This is a genomic window from Mesorhizobium sp. B1-1-8 (genome assembly GCF_006442795.2).
Taxonomy (GTDB): domain Bacteria; phylum Pseudomonadota; class Alphaproteobacteria; order Rhizobiales; family Rhizobiaceae; genus Mesorhizobium.
This window is the reverse complement of record NZ_CP083956.1, coordinates 2,023,514-2,041,325: the sequence shown is the minus strand read 5'-3', so window position 1 is coordinate 2,041,325 and position 17,812 is coordinate 2,023,514. Positions and strand designations below refer to the sequence as shown.

At 62.9% G+C, this 17,812-nt stretch carries 18 protein-coding genes; 9 read left to right on the top strand and 9 right to left on the bottom strand.

Annotated elements, in window-relative coordinates:
- The first annotated feature begins 39 nt into the window (after positions 1-39).
- From FJ974_RS09985 to FJ974_RS09960, 6 genes are all read left to right on the top strand, one after another.
- Positions 40-477 (top strand): MarR family winged helix-turn-helix transcriptional regulator, encoded by a 438-nt coding sequence (locus tag FJ974_RS09985; protein ID WP_140537204.1) that lies wholly within the window; start codon positions 40-42, stop codon positions 475-477.
- Between the two features lie 373 nt (positions 478-850).
- The gene (locus FJ974_RS09980) at positions 851-1,495 is read left to right on the top strand and encodes a 50S ribosomal protein L25/general stress protein Ctc (RefSeq protein WP_140537202.1); all 645 of its coding nucleotides are present in this window, start codon (positions 851-853) and stop codon (positions 1,493-1,495) included.
- Between the two features lie 39 nt (positions 1,496-1,534).
- Complete coding sequence (pth, locus tag FJ974_RS09975) at positions 1,535-2,257, top strand: aminoacyl-tRNA hydrolase (RefSeq protein ID WP_140537324.1); 723 nt, start codon at positions 1,535-1,537, stop codon at positions 2,255-2,257.
- Positions 2,258-2,350: 93 nt separating this feature from the next.
- Positions 2,351-3,454: a redox-regulated ATPase YchF gene (gene ychF / locus FJ974_RS09970; protein WP_140537200.1), complete on the top strand. Its 1,104-nt coding sequence runs from the start codon at positions 2,351-2,353 to the stop codon at positions 3,452-3,454.
- A gap of 334 nt (positions 3,455-3,788) precedes the next feature.
- A complete protein-coding gene (locus FJ974_RS09965; RefSeq protein ID WP_140537199.1) occupies positions 3,789-4,250 on the top strand; it encodes a MaoC family dehydratase in 462 nt (153 codons plus the stop codon).
- The gene (locus FJ974_RS09960; protein WP_140537197.1) at positions 4,247-4,717 is read left to right on the top strand and encodes a MaoC family dehydratase; all 471 of its coding nucleotides are present in this window, start codon (positions 4,247-4,249) and stop codon (positions 4,715-4,717) included. Before FJ974_RS09965 ends, FJ974_RS09960 begins: the two co-directional genes overlap by 4 nt.
- Before the next feature lie 199 nt (positions 4,718-4,916).
- Here the strand turns inward: FJ974_RS09960 and FJ974_RS09955 are convergent, their stop codons facing one another.
- The 5 genes from FJ974_RS09955 to petA form a co-directional block, all read right to left on the bottom strand.
- Entirely contained in the window at positions 4,917-5,462 is a 546-nt protein-coding gene (locus FJ974_RS09955; RefSeq protein WP_140537195.1) for an adenine phosphoribosyltransferase, read from the bottom strand.
- A gap of 232 nt (positions 5,463-5,694) precedes the next feature.
- A complete protein-coding gene (ltrA, locus tag FJ974_RS09950; RefSeq protein WP_226891292.1) occupies positions 5,695-7,074 on the bottom strand; it encodes a group II intron reverse transcriptase/maturase in 1,380 nt (459 codons plus the stop codon).
- 474 nt (positions 7,075-7,548) lie between these two features.
- Positions 7,549-8,406 carry a cytochrome c1 gene (locus tag FJ974_RS09945; protein ID WP_140530136.1) on the bottom strand — a complete coding sequence of 286 codons (858 nt, stop codon included), beginning with the start codon at positions 8,404-8,406 and terminating at the stop codon, positions 7,549-7,551.
- 21 nt (positions 8,407-8,427) lie between these two features.
- The gene (locus FJ974_RS09940) at positions 8,428-9,768 is read right to left on the bottom strand and encodes a cytochrome b (RefSeq protein ID WP_140530134.1); all 1,341 of its coding nucleotides are present in this window, start codon (positions 9,766-9,768) and stop codon (positions 8,428-8,430) included.
- A 16-nt stretch (positions 9,769-9,784) separates the two neighbouring features.
- Entirely contained in the window at positions 9,785-10,285 is a 501-nt protein-coding gene (gene petA / locus FJ974_RS09935; protein ID WP_264296822.1) for a ubiquinol-cytochrome c reductase iron-sulfur subunit, read from the bottom strand.
- Positions 10,286-10,604: 319 nt separating this feature from the next.
- Here petA and FJ974_RS09930 point away from each other — a divergent pair, with 319 nt between their 5' ends.
- Genes FJ974_RS09930 through FJ974_RS09920 form a run of 3 tightly spaced genes read left to right on the top strand, consistent with a single transcriptional unit; the run spans position 10,605 to position 11,662 of the window.
- Positions 10,605-10,898, top strand: a complete 294-nt coding sequence (locus FJ974_RS09930; RefSeq protein ID WP_140530131.1) for a type II toxin-antitoxin system Phd/YefM family antitoxin — start codon at positions 10,605-10,607, stop codon at positions 10,896-10,898.
- Entirely contained in the window at positions 10,898-11,317 is a 420-nt protein-coding gene (locus FJ974_RS09925; RefSeq protein ID WP_140530129.1) for a type II toxin-antitoxin system VapC family toxin, read from the top strand. The genes FJ974_RS09930 and FJ974_RS09925 overlap by 1 nt, the downstream gene beginning before the upstream one ends.
- A complete protein-coding gene (locus FJ974_RS09920; protein ID WP_140530128.1) occupies positions 11,318-11,662 on the top strand; it encodes a cupin domain-containing protein in 345 nt (114 codons plus the stop codon).
- Positions 11,663-11,674: 12 nt separating this feature from the next.
- On the opposite strand, the gene FJ974_RS09915 is transcribed toward FJ974_RS09920, so the two are convergent.
- From FJ974_RS09915 to FJ974_RS09900, 4 genes are all read right to left on the bottom strand, one after another.
- Positions 11,675-11,986 (bottom strand): DUF6665 family protein, encoded by a 312-nt coding sequence (locus FJ974_RS09915; RefSeq protein ID WP_140530126.1) that lies wholly within the window; start codon positions 11,984-11,986, stop codon positions 11,675-11,677.
- 10 nt (positions 11,987-11,996) lie between these two features.
- Complete coding sequence (locus FJ974_RS09910; RefSeq protein WP_140530124.1) at positions 11,997-13,880, bottom strand: ABC transporter ATP-binding protein; 1,884 nt, start codon at positions 13,878-13,880, stop codon at positions 11,997-11,999.
- On the bottom strand, positions 13,877-15,769 hold the full coding sequence (locus tag FJ974_RS09905; RefSeq protein ID WP_140530123.1) for an ABC transporter ATP-binding protein: 1,893 nt from the start codon (positions 15,767-15,769) through the stop codon (positions 13,877-13,879). The genes FJ974_RS09910 and FJ974_RS09905 overlap by 4 nt, the downstream gene beginning before the upstream one ends.
- A gap of 141 nt (positions 15,770-15,910) precedes the next feature.
- Positions 15,911-17,797 (bottom strand): ABC transporter ATP-binding protein, encoded by a 1,887-nt coding sequence (locus FJ974_RS09900; protein WP_140530121.1) that lies wholly within the window; start codon positions 17,795-17,797, stop codon positions 15,911-15,913.
- Positions 17,798-17,812: the final 15 nt, after the last annotated feature.

The following is a 17,812-nucleotide window of genomic DNA, read 5'->3' as shown; positions in this document are numbered from 1 at the left end:
GGTACATAATCGATGCTCAGTCGGCAAAAGGAATGCGCCGTGCCTCTTCCCTTGGACAATCAGCTGTGTTTCACCCTTTACGCCACCAGCATGACAATCAATCGTACCTACAAGCCGATGCTGGACGAGATGGGCATCACCTATCCGCAGTATCTCGTGCTCAACGCGCTGGGTGAGGCTGACGGCATGTCGGTCGGCACCATCGCGCACCGGCTCGCTTTGGAATCGAGCACGGTGACGCCGCTGGTGAAGCGAATGGAGCAGGCCGGGCTGGTGACCCGCCAGCGCAGCCAGATCGACGAGCGCCAGGTGCAGGTCGACCTGACCGCCGCCGGCCGCAAGCTGCTTGTCCGCTGCAACTGCCTGAACGAGACCCTGATCGAGCGCTCGGGCATGACGTTGGCCGAGCTCGATGCCCTCAACCGGCAGGTCCAGGCCCTTCGCAACGCTCTGAGCGGCGACCGGGCTGCCAGCTAGTTGATAGTCGGCAGCGGTTCCAGTACCTAGCCGATCATCAAGGCGGGCGCGACTCGCTTATTGACGCTTGGCGGCCGATTGAAATTCGTCCGTTCCTGCATAACCGAGCACATGGGCTCGACGCATAGCTCGCCGTCCAAAGACCGCCGGCCAACCGCTTGCGCCTGCCGTCACCTTCCGCTATAGAGCCGCCACCCGCGTAGACACCCTTGGAGGCAACGCGGAGGAAGGCCGGCTGGGCCTCGCATGATCCCAAAGCATTTGGACAGCCAAACGCATTTGGAAAGGCCATGCAAGGCCATGACGGCTTTCGACGTTTGTGGCCGGGCCTGTGCCCGACGCGAACGCTCCACAACACGCGAAAGGAAATGCCATGAGCCACGATACTTACGAGCTCAAGGCCGAAGCGCGCGAACAGGTCGGTAAGGGGTCCGCCCGTGCAGTTCGCCGTGACGGTAAAGTGCCTGCAGTTATCTACGGCGACAAGCAGCCTCCCCTGGCGATCGCCCTCAACTACAAGGATCTCTACTACAAGATCCATGGCGGCGGCTTTCTGACCACGGTCGCCACGATCGATGTCGGCGGCAGCAAGATCCAGGTCCTGCCGAAAGACTTCCAGCTCGACCCGGTCAAGGACTTCCCGGTCCATGTCGACTTCCTGCGCATCGGCAAGGACACCGAGGTCAATGTCGACGTGCCTGTCCACTTCATCAACGAGGACAGGTCGCCCGGCATCAAACGCGGCGGCGTGCTCAACATCGTTCGCCACGAAGTCGAGTTCCACTGCCCGGCCAATGCGATCCCGGAATTCATCACCGTCGATCTCACCGGCACCGATATCGGTGACTCGATCCATATCTCGGCGGTCAAACTGCCGGCCGGCGTCAAGCCGGTGATCTCCGACCGCGACTTCACCATCGCGACCATTGCCGGCTCCTCGGCGATGAGGCCGGAGACCGAAGAAACAGCGGAAGCGGAAGCGCCCGAAGAAGCGGCCCCGGCCGCCGAAGAGAAGTAATTTCTTCCGCACCCGGAGGCGACGATGCCGGAAAAGACAATGCTTGTCTTTGCAGGCCTCGGCAATCCGGGTGCGAAATATGAGAACAACCGGCACAATGTCGGCTTCATGGCGGCGGACGCGATTGCCCGCCGCCATTCCTTTTCGCCCTGGTCGAGAAAATTCCAGGGGCTGATTTCGGACGGCTCGCTCGGCGGCCAGAAGATCCTGCTGATCAAGCCGCAGACCTTCATGAACCTGTCCGGCCAGTCGGTCGGCGAGGCGCTGCGCTTCTACAAGCTCGATCCATCGGCGCTTACCGTCTTCTACGACGAGATCGACCTTCCCGCCGGCAAGGTCAGGATCAAGATCGGCGGCGGTGCAGGCGGCCACAACGGCATCCGCTCGCTCGACCAGCATGTCGGCAATGCCTATCGCCGCGTACGCATCGGCGTCGGCCATCCGGGCGTCAAGGAGATGGTGCACGGCCATGTCCTCGGCGACTTCGCCAAGGCCGACCGTGAGTGGCTCGATGTGTTGCTGGGCGCGATCGCCGATGACGCCGGGCTGCTGGCCAAGGGCGATGACAGCACCTTCATGAACCGCATCACGCTCGCCCTGCGCGACAAGCTCGTGCCGACCGGCGACGATGACCGCCCACCGCCCAAGGCGCCGAAGGCGCAAAGCCACATCCGCCAGGCACGCCCGCAGCAGGCGCCGGCCAAGCTGCCCGAAACCGGCCCGATGGCCGCGATGCTGAAGAAGCTGTTCGGAAAAGACTGAGCGTCGAAACGATCGCGCCGAGGGCTTGACGATCGTTACCCCTATCGCCCATAGCCCTCGTTAATTCGAATTCCCGACAGGACCGGACGAAAAATGGGTTTCAAATGTGGCATCGTTGGCTTGCCCAACGTCGGCAAGTCGACGCTGTTCAACGCGTTGACCAGGACGGCGGCGGCGCAGGCCGCCAACTATCCGTTCTGCACCATCGAGCCGAACACCGGTGAGGTGGCGGTGCCTGACCCGCGCCTGCAGAAGATCGCGGCGGTCGCCAAGTCGAAGGAGATCATCCCGACCCGCATCTCCTTCGTCGACATCGCCGGCCTGGTGCGCGGCGCCTCCAAGGGCGAAGGTCTGGGCAACCAGTTCCTCGCCAATATCCGCGAGGTCGACGCCATCGTGCATGTGCTGCGCTGCTTCGAGGATGACGACATCACCCATGTCGAAGGCCGCATCGATCCCGTCGCCGACGCCGAGACCGTCGAGACCGAGCTGATGCTCGCCGACCTCGAAAGCCTCGAGCGCCGCATCGCGCAGATCAGGAAGCGCGCCGCCGGCAAGGACAAGGAAGCGACGACCGTGCTGCCGATGATGGAGGCGGCGCTCGAATTGCTGCAGGCCGGCAAACCGACGCGCATGCTGCTCAACGGCATCTCGGCCGAGGACCTGCGCATCCTGCAGGGGCTGAACCTTCTGACCTCGCATCCGGTGCTCTATGTCTGCAACGTCGCCGAGGCCGACGCCGCCACCGGCAACGAGCACACCAAGGCGGTGGAAAAGATGGCCGCCGCGCAAGGCGCCCGCACCGTCGTCATCTCGGCGGCGATCGAGGCCGAGGTCGCACAGCTCAGCGATGAGGAGGAGATGGAATTCCTGTCCTCGCTCGGGCTCGACGAGCCGGGCCTCAACAAGGTCATCCGCGCCGGCTACGAGCTTCTGCAGCTGATCACCTATTTCACCGCCGGGCCGAAGGAGACGCGCGCCTGGACCGTCCACAAGGGCGCCAGGGCGCCACAGGCGGCCGGCGTCATCCACACCGATTTCGAGCGCGGCTTCATCCGTGCCCAGACCATCGCCTATAACGACTTCGTCACCCTGGGCGGGGAAGTGGCGGCCAAGGAAGCCGGCAAGGCGCGCGACGAAGGCAAGGAGTATGTCGTCCAGGACGGCGACGTCATGCTGTTCAAGTTCAACACCTGATATTGCGGCTGCTCGCGCCTCGCGCGTGCGCCGCCTCCCGGCTGGCCGTGCGACTTGACCTAGTGATATCGCGGGGCTAATCGGCTGGTGCTCACGGGGCGGTATCCCGCAACGGCGCAACCGACAGAAAACGATCCCAGCAAGGGAGACCCGGCGATCCTGCCCTTCTGGTATTTCCGCCGCCGCGGCTGGCTCTGACGGCGCTGCCCGTCGGCGGCCTTTGGCTGGCTTACCAGAAAGGACTTGACCAAATCGCCTTGCGCCTGCATCCGGTTTGCCCGATCCCCTGGGATCTGCGTTTTCAACCGAAGCCGACGATGACCGGAATGACATTATGACCGGAAAGACTTGGGCCTATGAGGACTTCGTCGAAGGCGCCTCGCTCGACCTCGGCAGCAAGACCGTCAGCGCGGCCGAGATCATCGAATTCGCCTCAGAATTCGATGCCCAGCCGATGCACCTCGACGAGGCGGCCGGCAAGGCGAGCATTCTCGGCGGGCTGTCGGCTTCGGGCTGGCATACCTGCGCGATGTTCATGCGCCTGTTGTGCGACGCCTTCCTGCTCGACTCGACCTCGCAAGGCTCGCCCGGCATCGACCACGTCAAATGGAAGAAGCCGGTTCTGGCCGGCGACCGCTTGACCGGCAAGGTCACCATACTTTCCAAGCGCCAGTCGAAGTCGCGGCCTCAGCTCGGCCTCGTCACCATGCACAGCGAGCTGGTCAACCAGCGCGGCGAATGCGTCTTCGAGCTGGAGAACACCGGCATGTTTTTGACCCGCGAGGCCGCCGCGTGACATTGGACGAATATTTCCTGATCGGCGAAGCGGTAACTCTGGGCGCGCACGAATTCGGCGTGGAAGAAATCAAGGCTTTCGCCCGCAAATACGATCCCCAGGTTTTTCATGTCGACGAGGAGGCGGCGAAGAAGAGCGTGCTCGGCGGTCTCTGCGCCTCCGGCTGGCACACCGCCGCCACCTGGATGAAATACAACCTCGAAAAGCGCATGGAGACTGAAGGCGTCCGCTGGACCGGCCCCGGCCCCAAGCCCGAGTTCGGCCCCTCGCCCGGCTTCCGCAACCTGAAATGGCTGAAGCCCGTCTACGCCGGCGAGACGGTGACCTTCACCCGAACCGCGCTTGCCCACCGCCCGCTCGCCGCACGCCCCGGCTGGAACCTGCTCACGCTGCGCTCGGAAGCCTTCGATTCGACCGGCGACAAGGTCATCGAGTTCGAAAGCGCCGTGCTGGTGAAGGTGGAGTAGTGAATGGTGAATGGTGAATGGTGAATGGTGAGTAGTTAGTATTAGTAGTGAGTAGTGAGTAGTTAGTATTAGTAGTGAGTAGTGAGTAGTGAGTAGTGAGTAGTGAGTAGTGAGTAGTGAGTAGTGAGCGCTTACCACTGAATATCCATCTTTCACTATTCACTATTCACTATTTACTATTCACTATTCACTAAATTGACTAATGCCCCTCGAACCCGATCAGCGTCCTTACCGGCACGCCGAGCGCCTCCAGCTTCTGTCGTCCGCCAAGGTCGGGCAGGTCGATGACGAAGCAGGCCGAGATGATGTCGGCGCCGATCTGCCGCAAGAGCTTCACCGCCGCTTCCGCCGTGCCGCCGGTGGCGATCAGGTCGTCGACCAGGATCACCTTCTCGCCCGGCGAAACGCCGTCCTTGTGCATCTCCATCTCGTCCAGCCCATATTCGAGGCTGTAGGCGACGCGCACGGTCTCGTAGGGCAATTTGCCCTTCTTGCGGATCGGCACGAAGCCGGCTGAAAGCTGGTGCGCCACGGCGCCGCCCAGGATGAAGCCGCGCGCCTCGATGCCGGCGATCTTGTCGACCTTCAGGCCGGCATAGGGATGCACCAATTCGTCGATGGCGCGGCGAAAGGCGCGCGCGTCGCCAAGCAGCGTGGTGATGTCGCGAAACAATATGCCGGGCCTCGGATAGTCGGGGATGGTGCGGATCGAGGCAAGCAGCGTGTCTTCGAGCGACGGTTTCATCAGGCAGCTCCCGGCCCTTGGGTCTGAGATTCGAGCAATGACATGAACAGGTCGATCGTAGCCGCCCCGAAGGACAACGGCTACCACGTTGTAACGGGCTTGCCGGAAAATTGTCTGGCAAATGATCGACCTCTCGCCGTCTCGGCGGTTCAATCGGGATAGGGGGAAGCCTCGCGGCTCCTCCCCTCCCACACCACCCTGCGTACGGGTCCGTACAGGGCGGTTCGATTGGTTATGCGGTCTTGGCGGGTTCGATGGAAGCGAGGCCGATGCTTGCGAGGAAAGCATTTGGCAGGGCAATGGCGAGCGCGGGACTGTTGCTGATGCGCCAGGGACCGTGCGCACTGCCGGCGGTTTGTGCCGCCAGCTCGCGCCCGACACCCCGGCGCCGCAGCTCCGCGAAGCGGGTGCGCCCGCGCGTCCACTGTTTCCATGCGATGGATCGCAGCCTTCGCCTGATCCACCGGTCGAGGTCGCGCAGCACCGACGGGGTTTCGCAAAAGCCGAAGTAGCCGCGCCATCCTTTCAGATAGGTCGACAGCTCCTTGGCTATCAGCACGAGGCTTGCGCCCCGCGTCCGCATCGTCAGCACCCGCACGCGCTCCTTGAACCGGGCGACCGCCTCAGGCGCGATCCGACGCCTTGGCGTCTTCTCGTCCGTGAAGCTGAAGCCGAGGAACTTGCGCCGGTGCGACGGGGCGACCGCGCTCTTGTGCGTGTTGACCTTCAGCTTCAGACGCCTGTCGAGGAAGCGTTCGACGCTGGCCATCACCCGTTCACCCGCCCGCACACTGCGCACATAGATGTTGCAGTCGTCGGCGTAACGCACGAAGCAATGCTTGCGTCGCTCCAGTTCCTTGTCGAGTTCGTCCAGCATCAGATTCGACAGCAGCGGCGAGAGCGGGCCGCCTTGCGGCGTTCCCTCATCGATTGGGCCGACCAGCCCGCCTTCGAGCACTCCCGAGGTCAGAAAGCCCCGGATCAGACGAAGGAGGCGCGGATCGGATACCCGCTTGGCCACCAGCCCCATCAGGATGTCGTGGTTGACCCGGTCGAAGAACTTCTCCAGGTCGATGTCCACCACGATGCGGTGGCCCGACGCGATGAACGCTTGCGCCGCGGCAACCGCCTGATGTGCCGAGCGTGCGGGTCGGAACCCGTAGCTCGACGCGCTGAACCCGTCATCCCATGCGTCCTGCAGCTCCTGCATCACCGCCTGCTGGATAAAGCGGTCGAGCACTGTCGGGATGCCGAGCGGACGGGTGCCGCCGGACGCCTTCGGGATTTCGACGCGCCGCACCGGTTGCGGCTTGTAGGAGCCTTCGAGCAATTGGGCACGAAGTTCGGGCCAGTGGTCTTTCAGATGCAGCGCCAAGGCCTCGACACTCATGCCGTCGATCCCCGGCGCTCCCTTGTTGCGCCGGACCTGCGCCAGCGCCTTCCTCAGATTGTCGCGCTCGACAATCGCTTCCATGCACGGTCCGGCCATCGCCGCCGGGCTTTCGGAGGCGGCGTTCGCCGCACGGGCTTCGGTCCCTGCCCCAGAGCGGTCGCGGGCTTCACCCGCTCCCATCTCGGAGAAGGCCAGCTCAAGCTGGGTTTTCCGCCGCATGGCCAATGCGAGAACTCCGTCCTACTCGTCCTTCCAACCGTTCGAGCCCTTCGCCTCCGGGCAAGCCCGGCGGCTACTATGCCCTCTGCTGACTTCTGCGCCGCGATCGGCACGCCTCACGGCGGGCTCAGTCCGGAATTCCGGACACGGCGCAGATCTCCCGAGGTAAGATCGACCGCCTTCCCCGCACACCCGCCGGATTTACCACCCCGGTCCTTGATGACCATGGACTTCGCGGTCACGTGCCCGCTCGTCCGGCCGGGTAGGCCTCATATCCGGTTCTTGTCCATCGGGTCGCGGGTTTGCTCCACGCTTCCTTCAGACCCCGCCTCACGACGACGCCCTTGCGCTTCGCTAACCCTTCGCCGTCATCAGGCTGGGTAGAGGACTCACACCTCCAAGCTGTCGATCATGCTCGGCACACATGAAAAAGGCGCCTTGCGGCGCCTTTGAACCTTTCGATCTGATCGCGGCTCAGTGCGCCACGTCGGCCCAGACCTTGCGCTTGGTCATGTAGACGAGCGCGCCGAACACGAGCAGGAACACCAGCACGCGAAAGCCGGTCTTCTTGCGGTCTTCTAGGTGCGGCTCCGCCGCCCACATCAGGAAAGCAGCCACGTCGCGGGCATATTGGTCGACCGTCTGCGGCGAGCCGTCGTCATAGGTCACCTGGCCGTCCGACAGCGGCTTCGGCATCTTCAGCGAGACGGCAGAAATGAAGTACGGATTGTAGTGCGTGCCTTCCGGGATCACCATGCCGGCCGGCGGAGTCTGGTCGTAGCCCGTCAGGAGCGAGTGGATGTAGTCCGGCCCGCCTTGCGCATACTGCGTGAAGATGTCGAAGATGAAGCGCGGGAAGCCGCGCTCGACGCCGCGGGCCTTGGCCAGCAGCGACATGTCGGGCGGCGGGGCGCCGCCATTGGCGGCAGCAGCGGCCTCTGTGTTCGGGAACGGCGCCGGGAAGTGATCCGACGGCTTACCGGGGCGATCGAACATATCGCCGGCATCGTTCGGACCGTCATGGATGGTGTATCCGGCGGCCAGCGTCTTGATCTGCGCTTCCGAATAGCCGAGCCCTTCCAGCGTACGGAAGGCCACCAGGTTCATCGAATGGCAGGCCGAGCAGACCTCCTTGTAAACCTTGAGGCCGCGCTGCAGCTGGGCCTTGTCGTAGGTGCCGAACGGACCGGCGAAGCTCCAGCTCATTTCCTTCGGTTCGTTGATCGGGAAATGTGTCGGAGCGGCCGCGTTGTGTTCCTCTTCGGCGGCGATGGCAGCGGTGCCCGCTACCACCAGGCCAAGCAGCGCCAGCGAGGTGAGAATCTTCTTCATACCCAAAATCCCCTCAGATTCTCAGCCCTTGGTTTCCGGCGCGGCCGTCGCGCCTGCCGGATGTCCGCTGCCGCCCTTGTTCTTTTCAAGCACGGCCTCGGTGATCGAGTTCGGCAGCCGCCGCGGCGTCTCGATCAGGCCGAGCACCGGCATGATGATCAGGAAGAAGGCGAAGTAGAACAGCGTCGCGCCTTGAGCGTAACCAACATAGTTGCCCCCGAACTCGCCTGTCAGGAGGCTCAACAGACCGCCGCCTTCCGCCGGCTGCGAGCCCAGCCATCCGAGCAGGACGGCGTCGGCCACGAACAGCCAGAAGAACAGCTTGTACCATGGACGGTAGACCGCCGAGCGCACCTTTGAGGTGTCGAGCCACGGCACCAGGAACAGCATGGCGATGGCGCCGAACATGCACAGCACACCGCCGAGCTTGGAGTTGATCGGCCCGATGTTGAAGGTGATGGCGCGCAGGATCGCGTAGAACGGCAGGAAGTACCATTCCGGAACGATGTGGGCCGGGGTCTTCAGCGGGTTGGCGACCGTGTAGTTGTCCGGATGGCCAAGAAAGTTCGGCAGGTAGAAGACGAAATAGGCGAAGACGAACAGGAACACGATCATGCCGAACGCGTCCTTGATGGTGGCGTATGGCGTGAAGGCGACGGTATCGGTCTTCGACTTGACCTCGATGCCGGTCGGGTTCGACTGGCCCACGACATGCAGCGCCCAGATGTGCAGCACGACGACACCGGCGATCATGAACGGCAGCAGGTAATGCAGGGCGAAGAAGCGGTTCAGCGTCGGATTGTCTACGGCGAAACCACCGAGCAGCAGCTCCTGGATCCAGTTGCCGACCAGCGGGATGGCGCTGAAGAAGCCGGTGATGACCGTGGCGCCCCAGAAGCTCATCTGCCCCCAGGGCAGCACGTAGCCCATGAAGCCGGTTGCCATCATCAAGAGATAGATGATGCAGCCGAGGATCCACAAAAGCTCGCGCGGCGCCTTGTAGGAGCCGTAGAACAGGCCACGGAAGATGTGGATATAGACCGCGACGAAGAAGAACGAGGCGCCGTTGGAATGGAGATAGCGCAAGAGCCACCCCGAATTCACGTCGCGCATGATCTTCTCGACCGAATCGAAGGCGAGATTGGTGTCGGACGTGTAGTGCATGGCCAGCACGATGCCGGTCAGGATCTGCGCGACCAGCATGATCGACAGGATGCCGCCGAACGTCCACATGTAGTTGAGGTTGCGCGGCACCGGGTAGGCGACGAAGCTGTCATAGACCAGCCGCGGCAACGGCATGCGCGCATCGAACCAGCGCTCGATACCGGTCTTCGGCGTGTAGGTGGAGTGTCCCTCGCTCATCGAAATATCCCCTGCCTCAACCGATAAGGATCTTGGTATCGGAAACGAACTTGAATACCGGGATCGCCATGTTCTCGGGCGCCGGGCCTTTGCGGATGCGGCCGGCCGTATCGTATTGCGAGCCGTGGCAGGGGCAGAACCAGCCGCCGAAATCGCCTTCCTGGCCAAGCGGGATGCAGCCGAGATGGGTGCACACCTGCACCATCACCATCCAGGCTTCCTTGCCGGGCGTGGTGCGGTTGGCGTCGGTCGCCGGCGCGTCGGCAGGCAGATTAGCGTTGCGGGCGATCGGGTCCTTGAGATCGGCAAGATTGACGGCCTCGCCGTCCTTCATCTCCTTGTCGGTGCGGTTGCGCACCACGACCGGCTTGCCGCGCCATTTGACGACCAGCGAACTGCCGGGCTGCAACGATGAGACGTCGACCTCGACCGAAGCCAGCGCCAGCGTCGAAGCGTCCGGCTGCATCTGGTCGATGAACGGCCAGGCAACCGCGCCAGCGCCGACAACAGCGGCCATGCCGGTGGCTATATAGAGAAAATCGCGACGGTTGGGATCGTGGATTTCGGTTGCGCTCACGGGTGCCTGATCCTTTCGCCTCTTCCGTGCCGGCGGCCGAGTCTTGTCCCCGCTCAATCGCTCCGGCCCGACAGCGCATGGCGGACAGGCTAGCGAATTCCTCCGGCATTTGGAGTTCGGTTTATGCGTGAAGCCCGTTTTTGTCCAGCGCAGTAAAGGCCCAAGGGCAGATTGTCGCGGGCCTTCCTGATAGAGAGAAATTTGACGGGCTTGGACGAATGTAGCAATATGTCTACATCTTGCCGGCTGAGGTGCTGAAATGACCATCTCGACGAAGACGATCACCATCATGTCGAGCCGTGAATTCAACCAGGACACGGCGCGTGCCAAGCGGGCGGCCAGAAACGGTCCGGTCATCATCACCGACCGTGGCGAGCCTTCTCATGTGCTGATGTCGATGGAGGACTATGAGAAACTAAAAAAACCGGGCGGCAGTCAGGAAAAGTTCCGAAGCCTTGCGGATGTTCTGGCCGATGACAGGCCGGAAGCAGATTTTGATTTCGATATTCCGGAACTCAAGAGCTTATCCCTACGCCCGCCCGAGTTCGACTGATGTATCTGCTCGATACCAATGTCATCTCTGAACTCAGACGGAGAGACCGATGCGACCCGAACGTTCGGGCCTGGGCAGAGAGCCGAAATCCAGGCGAGTTTCATGTTTCGGCCGTCAGTATTCTTGAAGCCCAGATCGGCGCCCTGAGAGCGGAGCGCAAGGACAAGAAAAAAGGGGCGGTTCTGCGCGCCTGGGTGGACGGATTGGCCGCCGAAATCGCGGAGCGCATATTGCCCGTGGACCTTGTTGTCGTGCTGCGTTGCGCGCCGCTCCACGTCCCGGATCCCAAGCCCGACCGCGACGCCTATATCGCTGCGACCGCCCTGGTGAACAACTTGACGGTTGTGACCCGCAACATCAGGGATTTTGAGAGCACCGGTGTGAAACTGTTCAACCCTTGGATATCGGCGAAGGATTAGATGGCTATTGTCATAGACCGCGACACATGGGCCACTCGCTCCGACCGCTGGAAGGGCGAGCTGCAATGCGGTGCCTTTGGCTCCAACTCCTGCCTGATTTTCAACTATCAGCCAGACATCGGCGGCGGCCCGCGCCTGCACAAGCACCCCTATGCGGAGATCTTCATCATCCGCGCCGGCACCGGCCTGTTCACGGTCGGCGACCAGGAGATCACAGCCTCCGCCGGCCAGATTCTCATCGTGCCGCCCGACACGCCACACAAGTTCACCAACCTTGGCCCTGGTCCCCTGGAGACTACCGACATCCACGAGAACGGCCACTTCATCACCGAATGGCTGGAATAAACCGTCCCTCTCTCAGCTTGCGCCGAGCCTGACCAGCACGGCCCTCGGAATGTTGTATTCCCGGATCACCGGGTCGTGCCTGCGCAACCCGCACAGCTCGCGCTGGATGAAATAGGCGTGGACGGCCGCCGCCGCTTCCTTGAGCAGCCGGGCGCGATTTTCGCCCTCGCCGTCTTGCCGCAGCCTGGCCAGTGTCTCTTCAACACGCTTCCCGGCGCGGCCAAGGGCCGCCGCCTTTTCGGCGAGGACTTCGCGGCCGAGCAAATCGAGCGCGCTCTCCTGCGCGCCCGCCCGTCCGAAATTCGCAGGCATTCTGACCGACATGATTTGCGTTCTACTCCGCCGGCCGCGTCTCTGCCAGCACGCTTTCCTCGTGGAACAGGAAGCCGCCCGACTGCCGTTTCCACAGCCGCGCATAGAGCCCGTCCAGCGCTACCAACTCGTCATGCGTGCCTTCTTCGATGATGCGGCCGCCATCGAGCACCACCAGCCGGTCGAGTGCGGCGATCGTCGATAGCCGGTGGGCGATGGCGATCACGGTCTTGTCCTCCATCAGCCGCACCAGATTCTCCTGGATGGCCGCCTCGATGTCGGAATCGAGCGCCGAAGTCGCCTCGTCGAGAATCAGGATCGGCGCGTCCTTGAGGAAGACGCGGGCAATCGCCACGCGCTGCCGCTGGCCGCCGGACAGCTTGACCCCGCGCTCGCCGACATAGGCTTCGTAGCCGGCGCGCTCGCGGTTGTCGCGCAGGCCGAGAATGAACTCATGCGCCTCGGCCTTCCTCGCCGCTGAAATCACTTCAGCGTCGGTCGCATCCGGCATGCCGAGCTTGATGTTGTCGCGCAGCGAGCGGTGGAAAAGTGCCGTGTCCTGGCTGACGACGCCGATATTGGTGCGCAGCGAGTTCTGCGTCACCTGCGAGATGTCCTGGCCGTCGATCAGGATCTTGCCGCCCTCGAGGTCGTAGAGGCGCAGGATCAGATTGGCCAGGGTCGTCTTGCCGGCGCCCGAGGGGCCGATCAGCCCGACCTTTTCGCCAGGACGTACGACGAGGTCGATGCCGTCGAGCACGCCTGACCCCTTGCCGTAGTGGAAGATGACATTTTTGACGTCGATGCGGCCACCGGCGACGATGAGTTCCTTGGCGTCGGGCGCATCGGTCAGACCGAGCGGCTGCGAGATCAGCGCCTTGGAATTCTCCAGCACGCCAAGATTTCGCAATATGCCGTTCATCTGCATCATCAGCCGGCCGAGCAGCATGTTGAGCCGCAAGACAAGCGACAGCGTGAAGGCGACGGCGCCGACGGTGATCGAACGTTCCACCCAGAGATAGATCGCAAAGCTGGCGATCGCCGTGATCATGATCCCCGAAAGCGTCGTCAGCGCCATGCGCACGCCGGTCAGCCGGCGCGTGAACGGCCGCAGCGCATCGAGATAGATGTCGAAACCGTTGCGGATATAGCGGTCGTCGCCATCGGCGGCGAACAGCTTCAGCGTCTGCACGTTCGAATAGGAATCGACGATGCGGCCGTTGATCATCGACCCAGCCTCGGCCGTCGCCTCGGCATGCTTGCGGATCGCCGGCAGATAAAGCCTGGCCAGCCAGCCGAAGGCCGCGATCCACAGCACCACCAGCGCCGCCAGCCTCAGATCGAGGCCCGCCACCAGCGCCAGCGTCGTCACCGTGTAGACGATCATGAACCAGACGACCTCGATGAAGCTTTCCATCAGGTCCCCGGTCGCCTGTCCCGCCTGCCAGACCTTGGTGGCAATGCGGCCGGCGAAATCGTTCTGGAAGAAGGCGTAGGACTGTCGCGAAACATGCCGGTGCGCCTGCCAGCGCACCAGATTATAGAAACCGGGCGTGATCGTCTGTTCGTCGACCAACGCGGCCAGTCCGACGACTGCCGTGCGAACGATAAGCACGACCGCGCCCATGAACAGAAGTTCAGGGCCGGCGGCGGTCCACAACGCATGCCAGCTGCGCTCGCCGGGCAACTGGTCGAGGATGTCGACCAGCCGCCCGACGAAGTAGAACAGCCCGGCCTCCACCAGCGGCGCGATGCCGCCGATGATCAGCATCGCGAAGAAGGCGAGCTTGGCCTGCCCGACATAATGCCAGAGGAAGCCACCGACGCTGGCGGGTGGCCGAAGATTGGCGGGCTCTCGGAACGGATAGACCCAATGCTCGAACCAGCGATAGATGGCTGTCATCATTCGGCGGCTTCACCTTTTGTCAGCAGGCCGTCGGCGGCCGGCTTTTCCTCGAGCAGGAACCCGCCAGACTGGCGTTGCCAGAGCTGGGCATAGAGTCCGCCTTTGGCGATCAGCTCCGCATGGGAGCCATCCTCGACGATGCGACCCTTGTCCATCACCACCAGCCTGTCCATCGCCGCGATGGTCGACAGCCGGTGGGCGATGGCGATGACCGTCTTGCCTTGCATGAGCTTATAGAGGTTCTCCTGGATGGCGGCTTCCACTTCCGAATCGAGCGCGGAAGTCGCCTCGTCGAGAATGAGGATCGGCGCGTCCTTCAGCATAACGCGGGCAATAGCGATGCGTTGCCGCTGGCCGCCGGACAGTTTTACGCCCCGTTCGCCGACCAGCGCGTCATAGCCGCTTCGGCCATGGAGGTCGGTCAGACCCGCAATCACGTCGTCGATCTGGGCGGCCTTCGCGGCGCCGACCATGGCTTCATCGCTGGCGGACTGGCGCCCGTATTTAAGGTTCTCGCGAACGGAGCGGTGCAGCAGCGACGTGTCCTGATTGACGAAGCCGATGGCGGCGCGAACGCTCTCTTGCGAAACGTTGCGAATGTCCTGCCCGTCGATCAGCACCTTGCCTTCTTGTACGTCGAACAGCCGCAAGGCGAGATTGACCAGCGTCGACTTGCCGGCGCCGGAACGGCCGATCAGGCCCACGCGCTCGCCCGGTGCGATCTTCAGCGACAAATTGTCGATGACGCCGCCTTTGCCGTCCTTGCGCCAGTAGTTGAAGTTCACTTGGTCGAATTCGATGCCGCCGGCGGTGACGACAAGGGCCGGCGCGCCGGGCCTGTCCTGCATGGTGATCGGGCGCGCGACCGTCGTCATCGAATTGCCGGCGACGCCGATCTGCCGGAAAACGTTGGCGCCGACGTCGAGGATCCGGCCGGAGATGTTGGCGATCTGCAGCGCGAATGGTATGGCCGTTGCCACGGCCGCGGTCGTCATCTGGCCGGCGTTCCAGCCGGCAAGCGCCAGCCAGCTTATGGCGACCAGCAGCGCTGCGTTCAGCACGAACAAGCTCGACCACATCAGCGTGAAAACGCGCATCAGCTGGTAGAAGGTGTCGGCGTGCTCGATCACCGCCTGGGAGACATATTTGTCTTCATGCTCGCCGGTCGAGAATGTCTTGAGCGTCAAGATATTGGTGTAGCTGTCGACCATGCGGCCGCTCACCACCGACCACCGCTCTGACAATGCGGTCGACCACCGGGTGATGCGCGGCATCGAAAACCAGAACAGCAGGCAATAGAACGCCAGCCAGACGGTGACCACGGCCAAAAGCACCGGGTCGAGCCGTGCCAGCACCACGATGGCCACGGCGACGAAGACCAACGCATACCAGACGGCGTCGACCGTAAGGTTGACGCTCATCTCCACCGAGTCGCCGCTTTGCATGACCTTGGTTCCGATGCGGCCGGCGAAGTCGTTCTGGAAGAAAGACCAGTCCTGGCGCGCGACATGCCAATGGCTCTGCCAGCGTATGAGATCGATAAGATTCGGCGCGATGGCATGATTGCGAATGAGCGCGTCGACAATCATCGAGAGCGGCCGCAGCAGCACCACGATCGCCATCACGGCGAGCAGTGGCCCATGCGCGGCAAAAAAATTGCCGGGCTTTGCGTCGGTGAGCATGCCCACGATCAGGCCGACGAAAATCGGCAGCATCGCGTCGGCGACGGCGGCGATGGCAACGATCACGATGCGCAAGACGTAGGCGGCGCGGAACTGCCTGATGAAATAGCCGTAGAACTTCCAGAGCCCCATTGGCGGCTGCCGCTCGTCGGCGAGCGCCACCGGCGAGTAACGGCTTTCAAACCAGGCGAATATGCGATCGAACATTTTTCTCTCGTGGGCGCCACGATAGGCTGCACCCTGGTTCGGTGCCAACCTCGTTTGTGGCTCGACTGTGGTGCAATTGCGGGCGGCGGTTGCGCCAGCAATCATCGTTGTTGTGGACCGTGCGCGAGAGGCGCAAGGATGTTATTCGGCCGCCAGTTCGGATTTGGTCAGCAATGCTCTGGCGTCGGCGTCAGCCGGACCGTCGTCGAGCAGGAACCCGCCCGACTGGCGCTGCCAGAGCTGCGCGTAAAGCCCACCGTTGGTGACCAGTTCCTCGTGCGAACCTTCCTCGATGACTCGGCCCATATCCATGACGATCAGCCTGTCCATCGCCGCAATCGTCGACAGCCGGTGCGCGATGGCGATGACGGTCTTGCCTTCCATGAGTTTGTAAAGGTTCTCCTGGATGGCCGCCTCTGCTTCCGAATCCAGCGCCGATGTTGCCTCGTCGAGAATGAGGATCGGCGCGTCCTTCAGCATGACGCGAGCGATGGCGATGCGTTGCCGCTGGCCGCCCGACAGCTTGACGCCGCGATCGCCGACATGGGCGTCGAAACCCGTGCGGCCGTTGGCGTCGATGAGCCCGCCGATGAAATCCAGCGCCTCGGCCCGCCCCGCCGCCTCGATCAGCATCTCGTTGGTGGCATCGGGCCGTCCGTAGAGGATGTTCTCGCGCACCGAACGGTGCAGCAGCGAGGTGTCCTGCGTCACCATGCCGATCTGGGCGCGCAGCGAATCCTGCGTCACCGCCGCGATCTCCTGGCCGTCGATCAGGATCCTGCCGCTCTCCAGGTCATAAAAGCGCAGCAACAAATTGACCAGCGTCGACTTGCCGGCGCCGGAGCGGCCGACAATGCCGACCTTCTCGCCGGGCTTGACGGTCAGCGACAGGTTCTCGATGACGCCCTTCTGCTTGCCGTAATGGAAGCGGATGTCCTCGAAGCGGATCTCGCCCTTCGAGACGGCGATGTCCTTCGCACCCGGCCTGTCCTCGACGAGGCGCGGCAGCGAGATCGAGGCAATGCCATCCTGCACCGTGCCGATGTTCTCGAACAGGCCGGACATTTCCCACATGATCCATTGCGACATGCCCCACATCCGGAGCACCAGGCCGATGACCACGGCAACCGCGCCGATCGTCACCGCCTGACCCAGCCACAGCCACAAGGAGATGGCGGTGACAGCGAACAGAAGCAGCGAATTCAGGATGTAGAGCAGGCCGTAGAGCACCGTCACCAGCCGCATCGACCGATAGACGGTGTCGAGAAAGCTGGCCATGCCTTCCCTCGCGAAGCTGGCCTCGCGGCGGGCGTGGCTGAACAGCTTGACCGTCTGTATGTTGGTGTAGCTGTCGACGACGCGGCCGGTCATGGTCGAGCGCGCATTGGCCTGCTCCTCGCCGACCTTGCCCAGCCGCGGGATGAAATAGCGTAACAGCCCGACATAGCCGACCAGCCAGACGGCCAACGGCGCCGCCAGCCTCAAGTCCGCCGAGCCGACGATGAACAGCATGCCGAGGAAATAGACGACGACGTAGTTGAGCATGTCGATCAGCTTGATGACGCATTCGCGAACCGCGAGCGCCGTCTGCATCAGCTTGGTGGCGATGCGGCCGGCGAACTCGTCTTGGTAGAAGGCCATCGACTGCTTGAGCAGATAGCGGTGCACCTGCCAGCGGATGCGCATCGGATAATTGCCCATCAGCGTCTGCTGGTTGAGCAGCGAATGCAGCCATACCGTGCCAGGCAGCGCGAACAGCACGATGAAAGCCATGCCGGCGAGCTTCCAGCTCTCGGTCTGCAGGAAGGTCTCGCGGTTCTGTCCCGACAGCCAGTCGACGATGCGGCCGAGGAAGCCGAACATCCACACTTCCGCAAAGGCAATCGCCGTCACCAGGATCGCGTCGATGATGATGTAGGGCCAGGCGCCGCGCGTATAATGCACGCAAAAGGCGATCAGCGTCTTCGGCGGCTCGACCGGCTCCGCGGCGGGAAACGGATCGAGCCTTTTTTCAAACCAGCGGAACATTCCGGGCACTCGACT

Bases quoted from the DNA above. Each gene is read 5' to 3' on its own strand.
- FJ974_RS09980 (WP_140537202.1), top strand. From the start codon at position 851: ATGAGCCACGATACTTACGAGCTCAAGGCCGAAGCGCGCGAACAGGTC.
- pth (WP_140537324.1), top strand. From the start codon at position 1,535: ATGCTTGTCTTTGCAGGCCTCGGCAATCCGGGTGCGAAATATGAGAAC.
- ychF (WP_140537200.1), top strand. From the start codon at position 2,351: ATGGGTTTCAAATGTGGCATCGTTGGCTTGCCCAACGTCGGCAAGTCG.
- FJ974_RS09965 (WP_140537199.1), top strand. From the start codon at position 3,789: ATGACCGGAAAGACTTGGGCCTATGAGGACTTCGTCGAAGGCGCCTCG.
- FJ974_RS09955 (WP_140537195.1), bottom strand. From the start codon at position 5,462: ATGAAACCGTCGCTCGAAGACACGCTGCTTGCCTCGATCCGCACCATC.
- ltrA (WP_226891292.1), bottom strand. From the start codon at position 7,074: ATGCGGCGGAAAACCCAGCTTGAGCTGGCCTTCTCCGAGATGGGAGCG.
- FJ974_RS09945 (WP_140530136.1), bottom strand. From the start codon at position 8,406: ATGAAGAAGATTCTCACCTCGCTGGCGCTGCTTGGCCTGGTGGTAGCG.
- FJ974_RS09940 (WP_140530134.1), bottom strand. From the start codon at position 9,768: ATGAGCGAGGGACACTCCACCTACACGCCGAAGACCGGTATCGAGCGC.
- petA (WP_264296822.1), bottom strand. From the start codon at position 10,285: ATGGCCGCTGTTGTCGGCGCTGGCGCGGTTGCCTGGCCGTTCATCGAC.
- FJ974_RS09930 (WP_140530131.1), top strand. From the start codon at position 10,605: ATGACCATCTCGACGAAGACGATCACCATCATGTCGAGCCGTGAATTC.
- FJ974_RS09925 (WP_140530129.1), top strand. From the start codon at position 10,898: ATGTATCTGCTCGATACCAATGTCATCTCTGAACTCAGACGGAGAGAC.
- FJ974_RS09920 (WP_140530128.1), top strand. From the start codon at position 11,318: ATGGCTATTGTCATAGACCGCGACACATGGGCCACTCGCTCCGACCGC.
- FJ974_RS09915 (WP_140530126.1), bottom strand. From the start codon at position 11,986: ATGTCGGTCAGAATGCCTGCGAATTTCGGACGGGCGGGCGCGCAGGAG.
- FJ974_RS09910 (WP_140530124.1), bottom strand. From the start codon at position 13,880: ATGATGACAGCCATCTATCGCTGGTTCGAGCATTGGGTCTATCCGTTC.
- FJ974_RS09905 (WP_140530123.1), bottom strand. From the start codon at position 15,769: ATGTTCGATCGCATATTCGCCTGGTTTGAAAGCCGTTACTCGCCGGTG.
- FJ974_RS09900 (WP_140530121.1), bottom strand. From the start codon at position 17,797: ATGTTCCGCTGGTTTGAAAAAAGGCTCGATCCGTTTCCCGCCGCGGAG.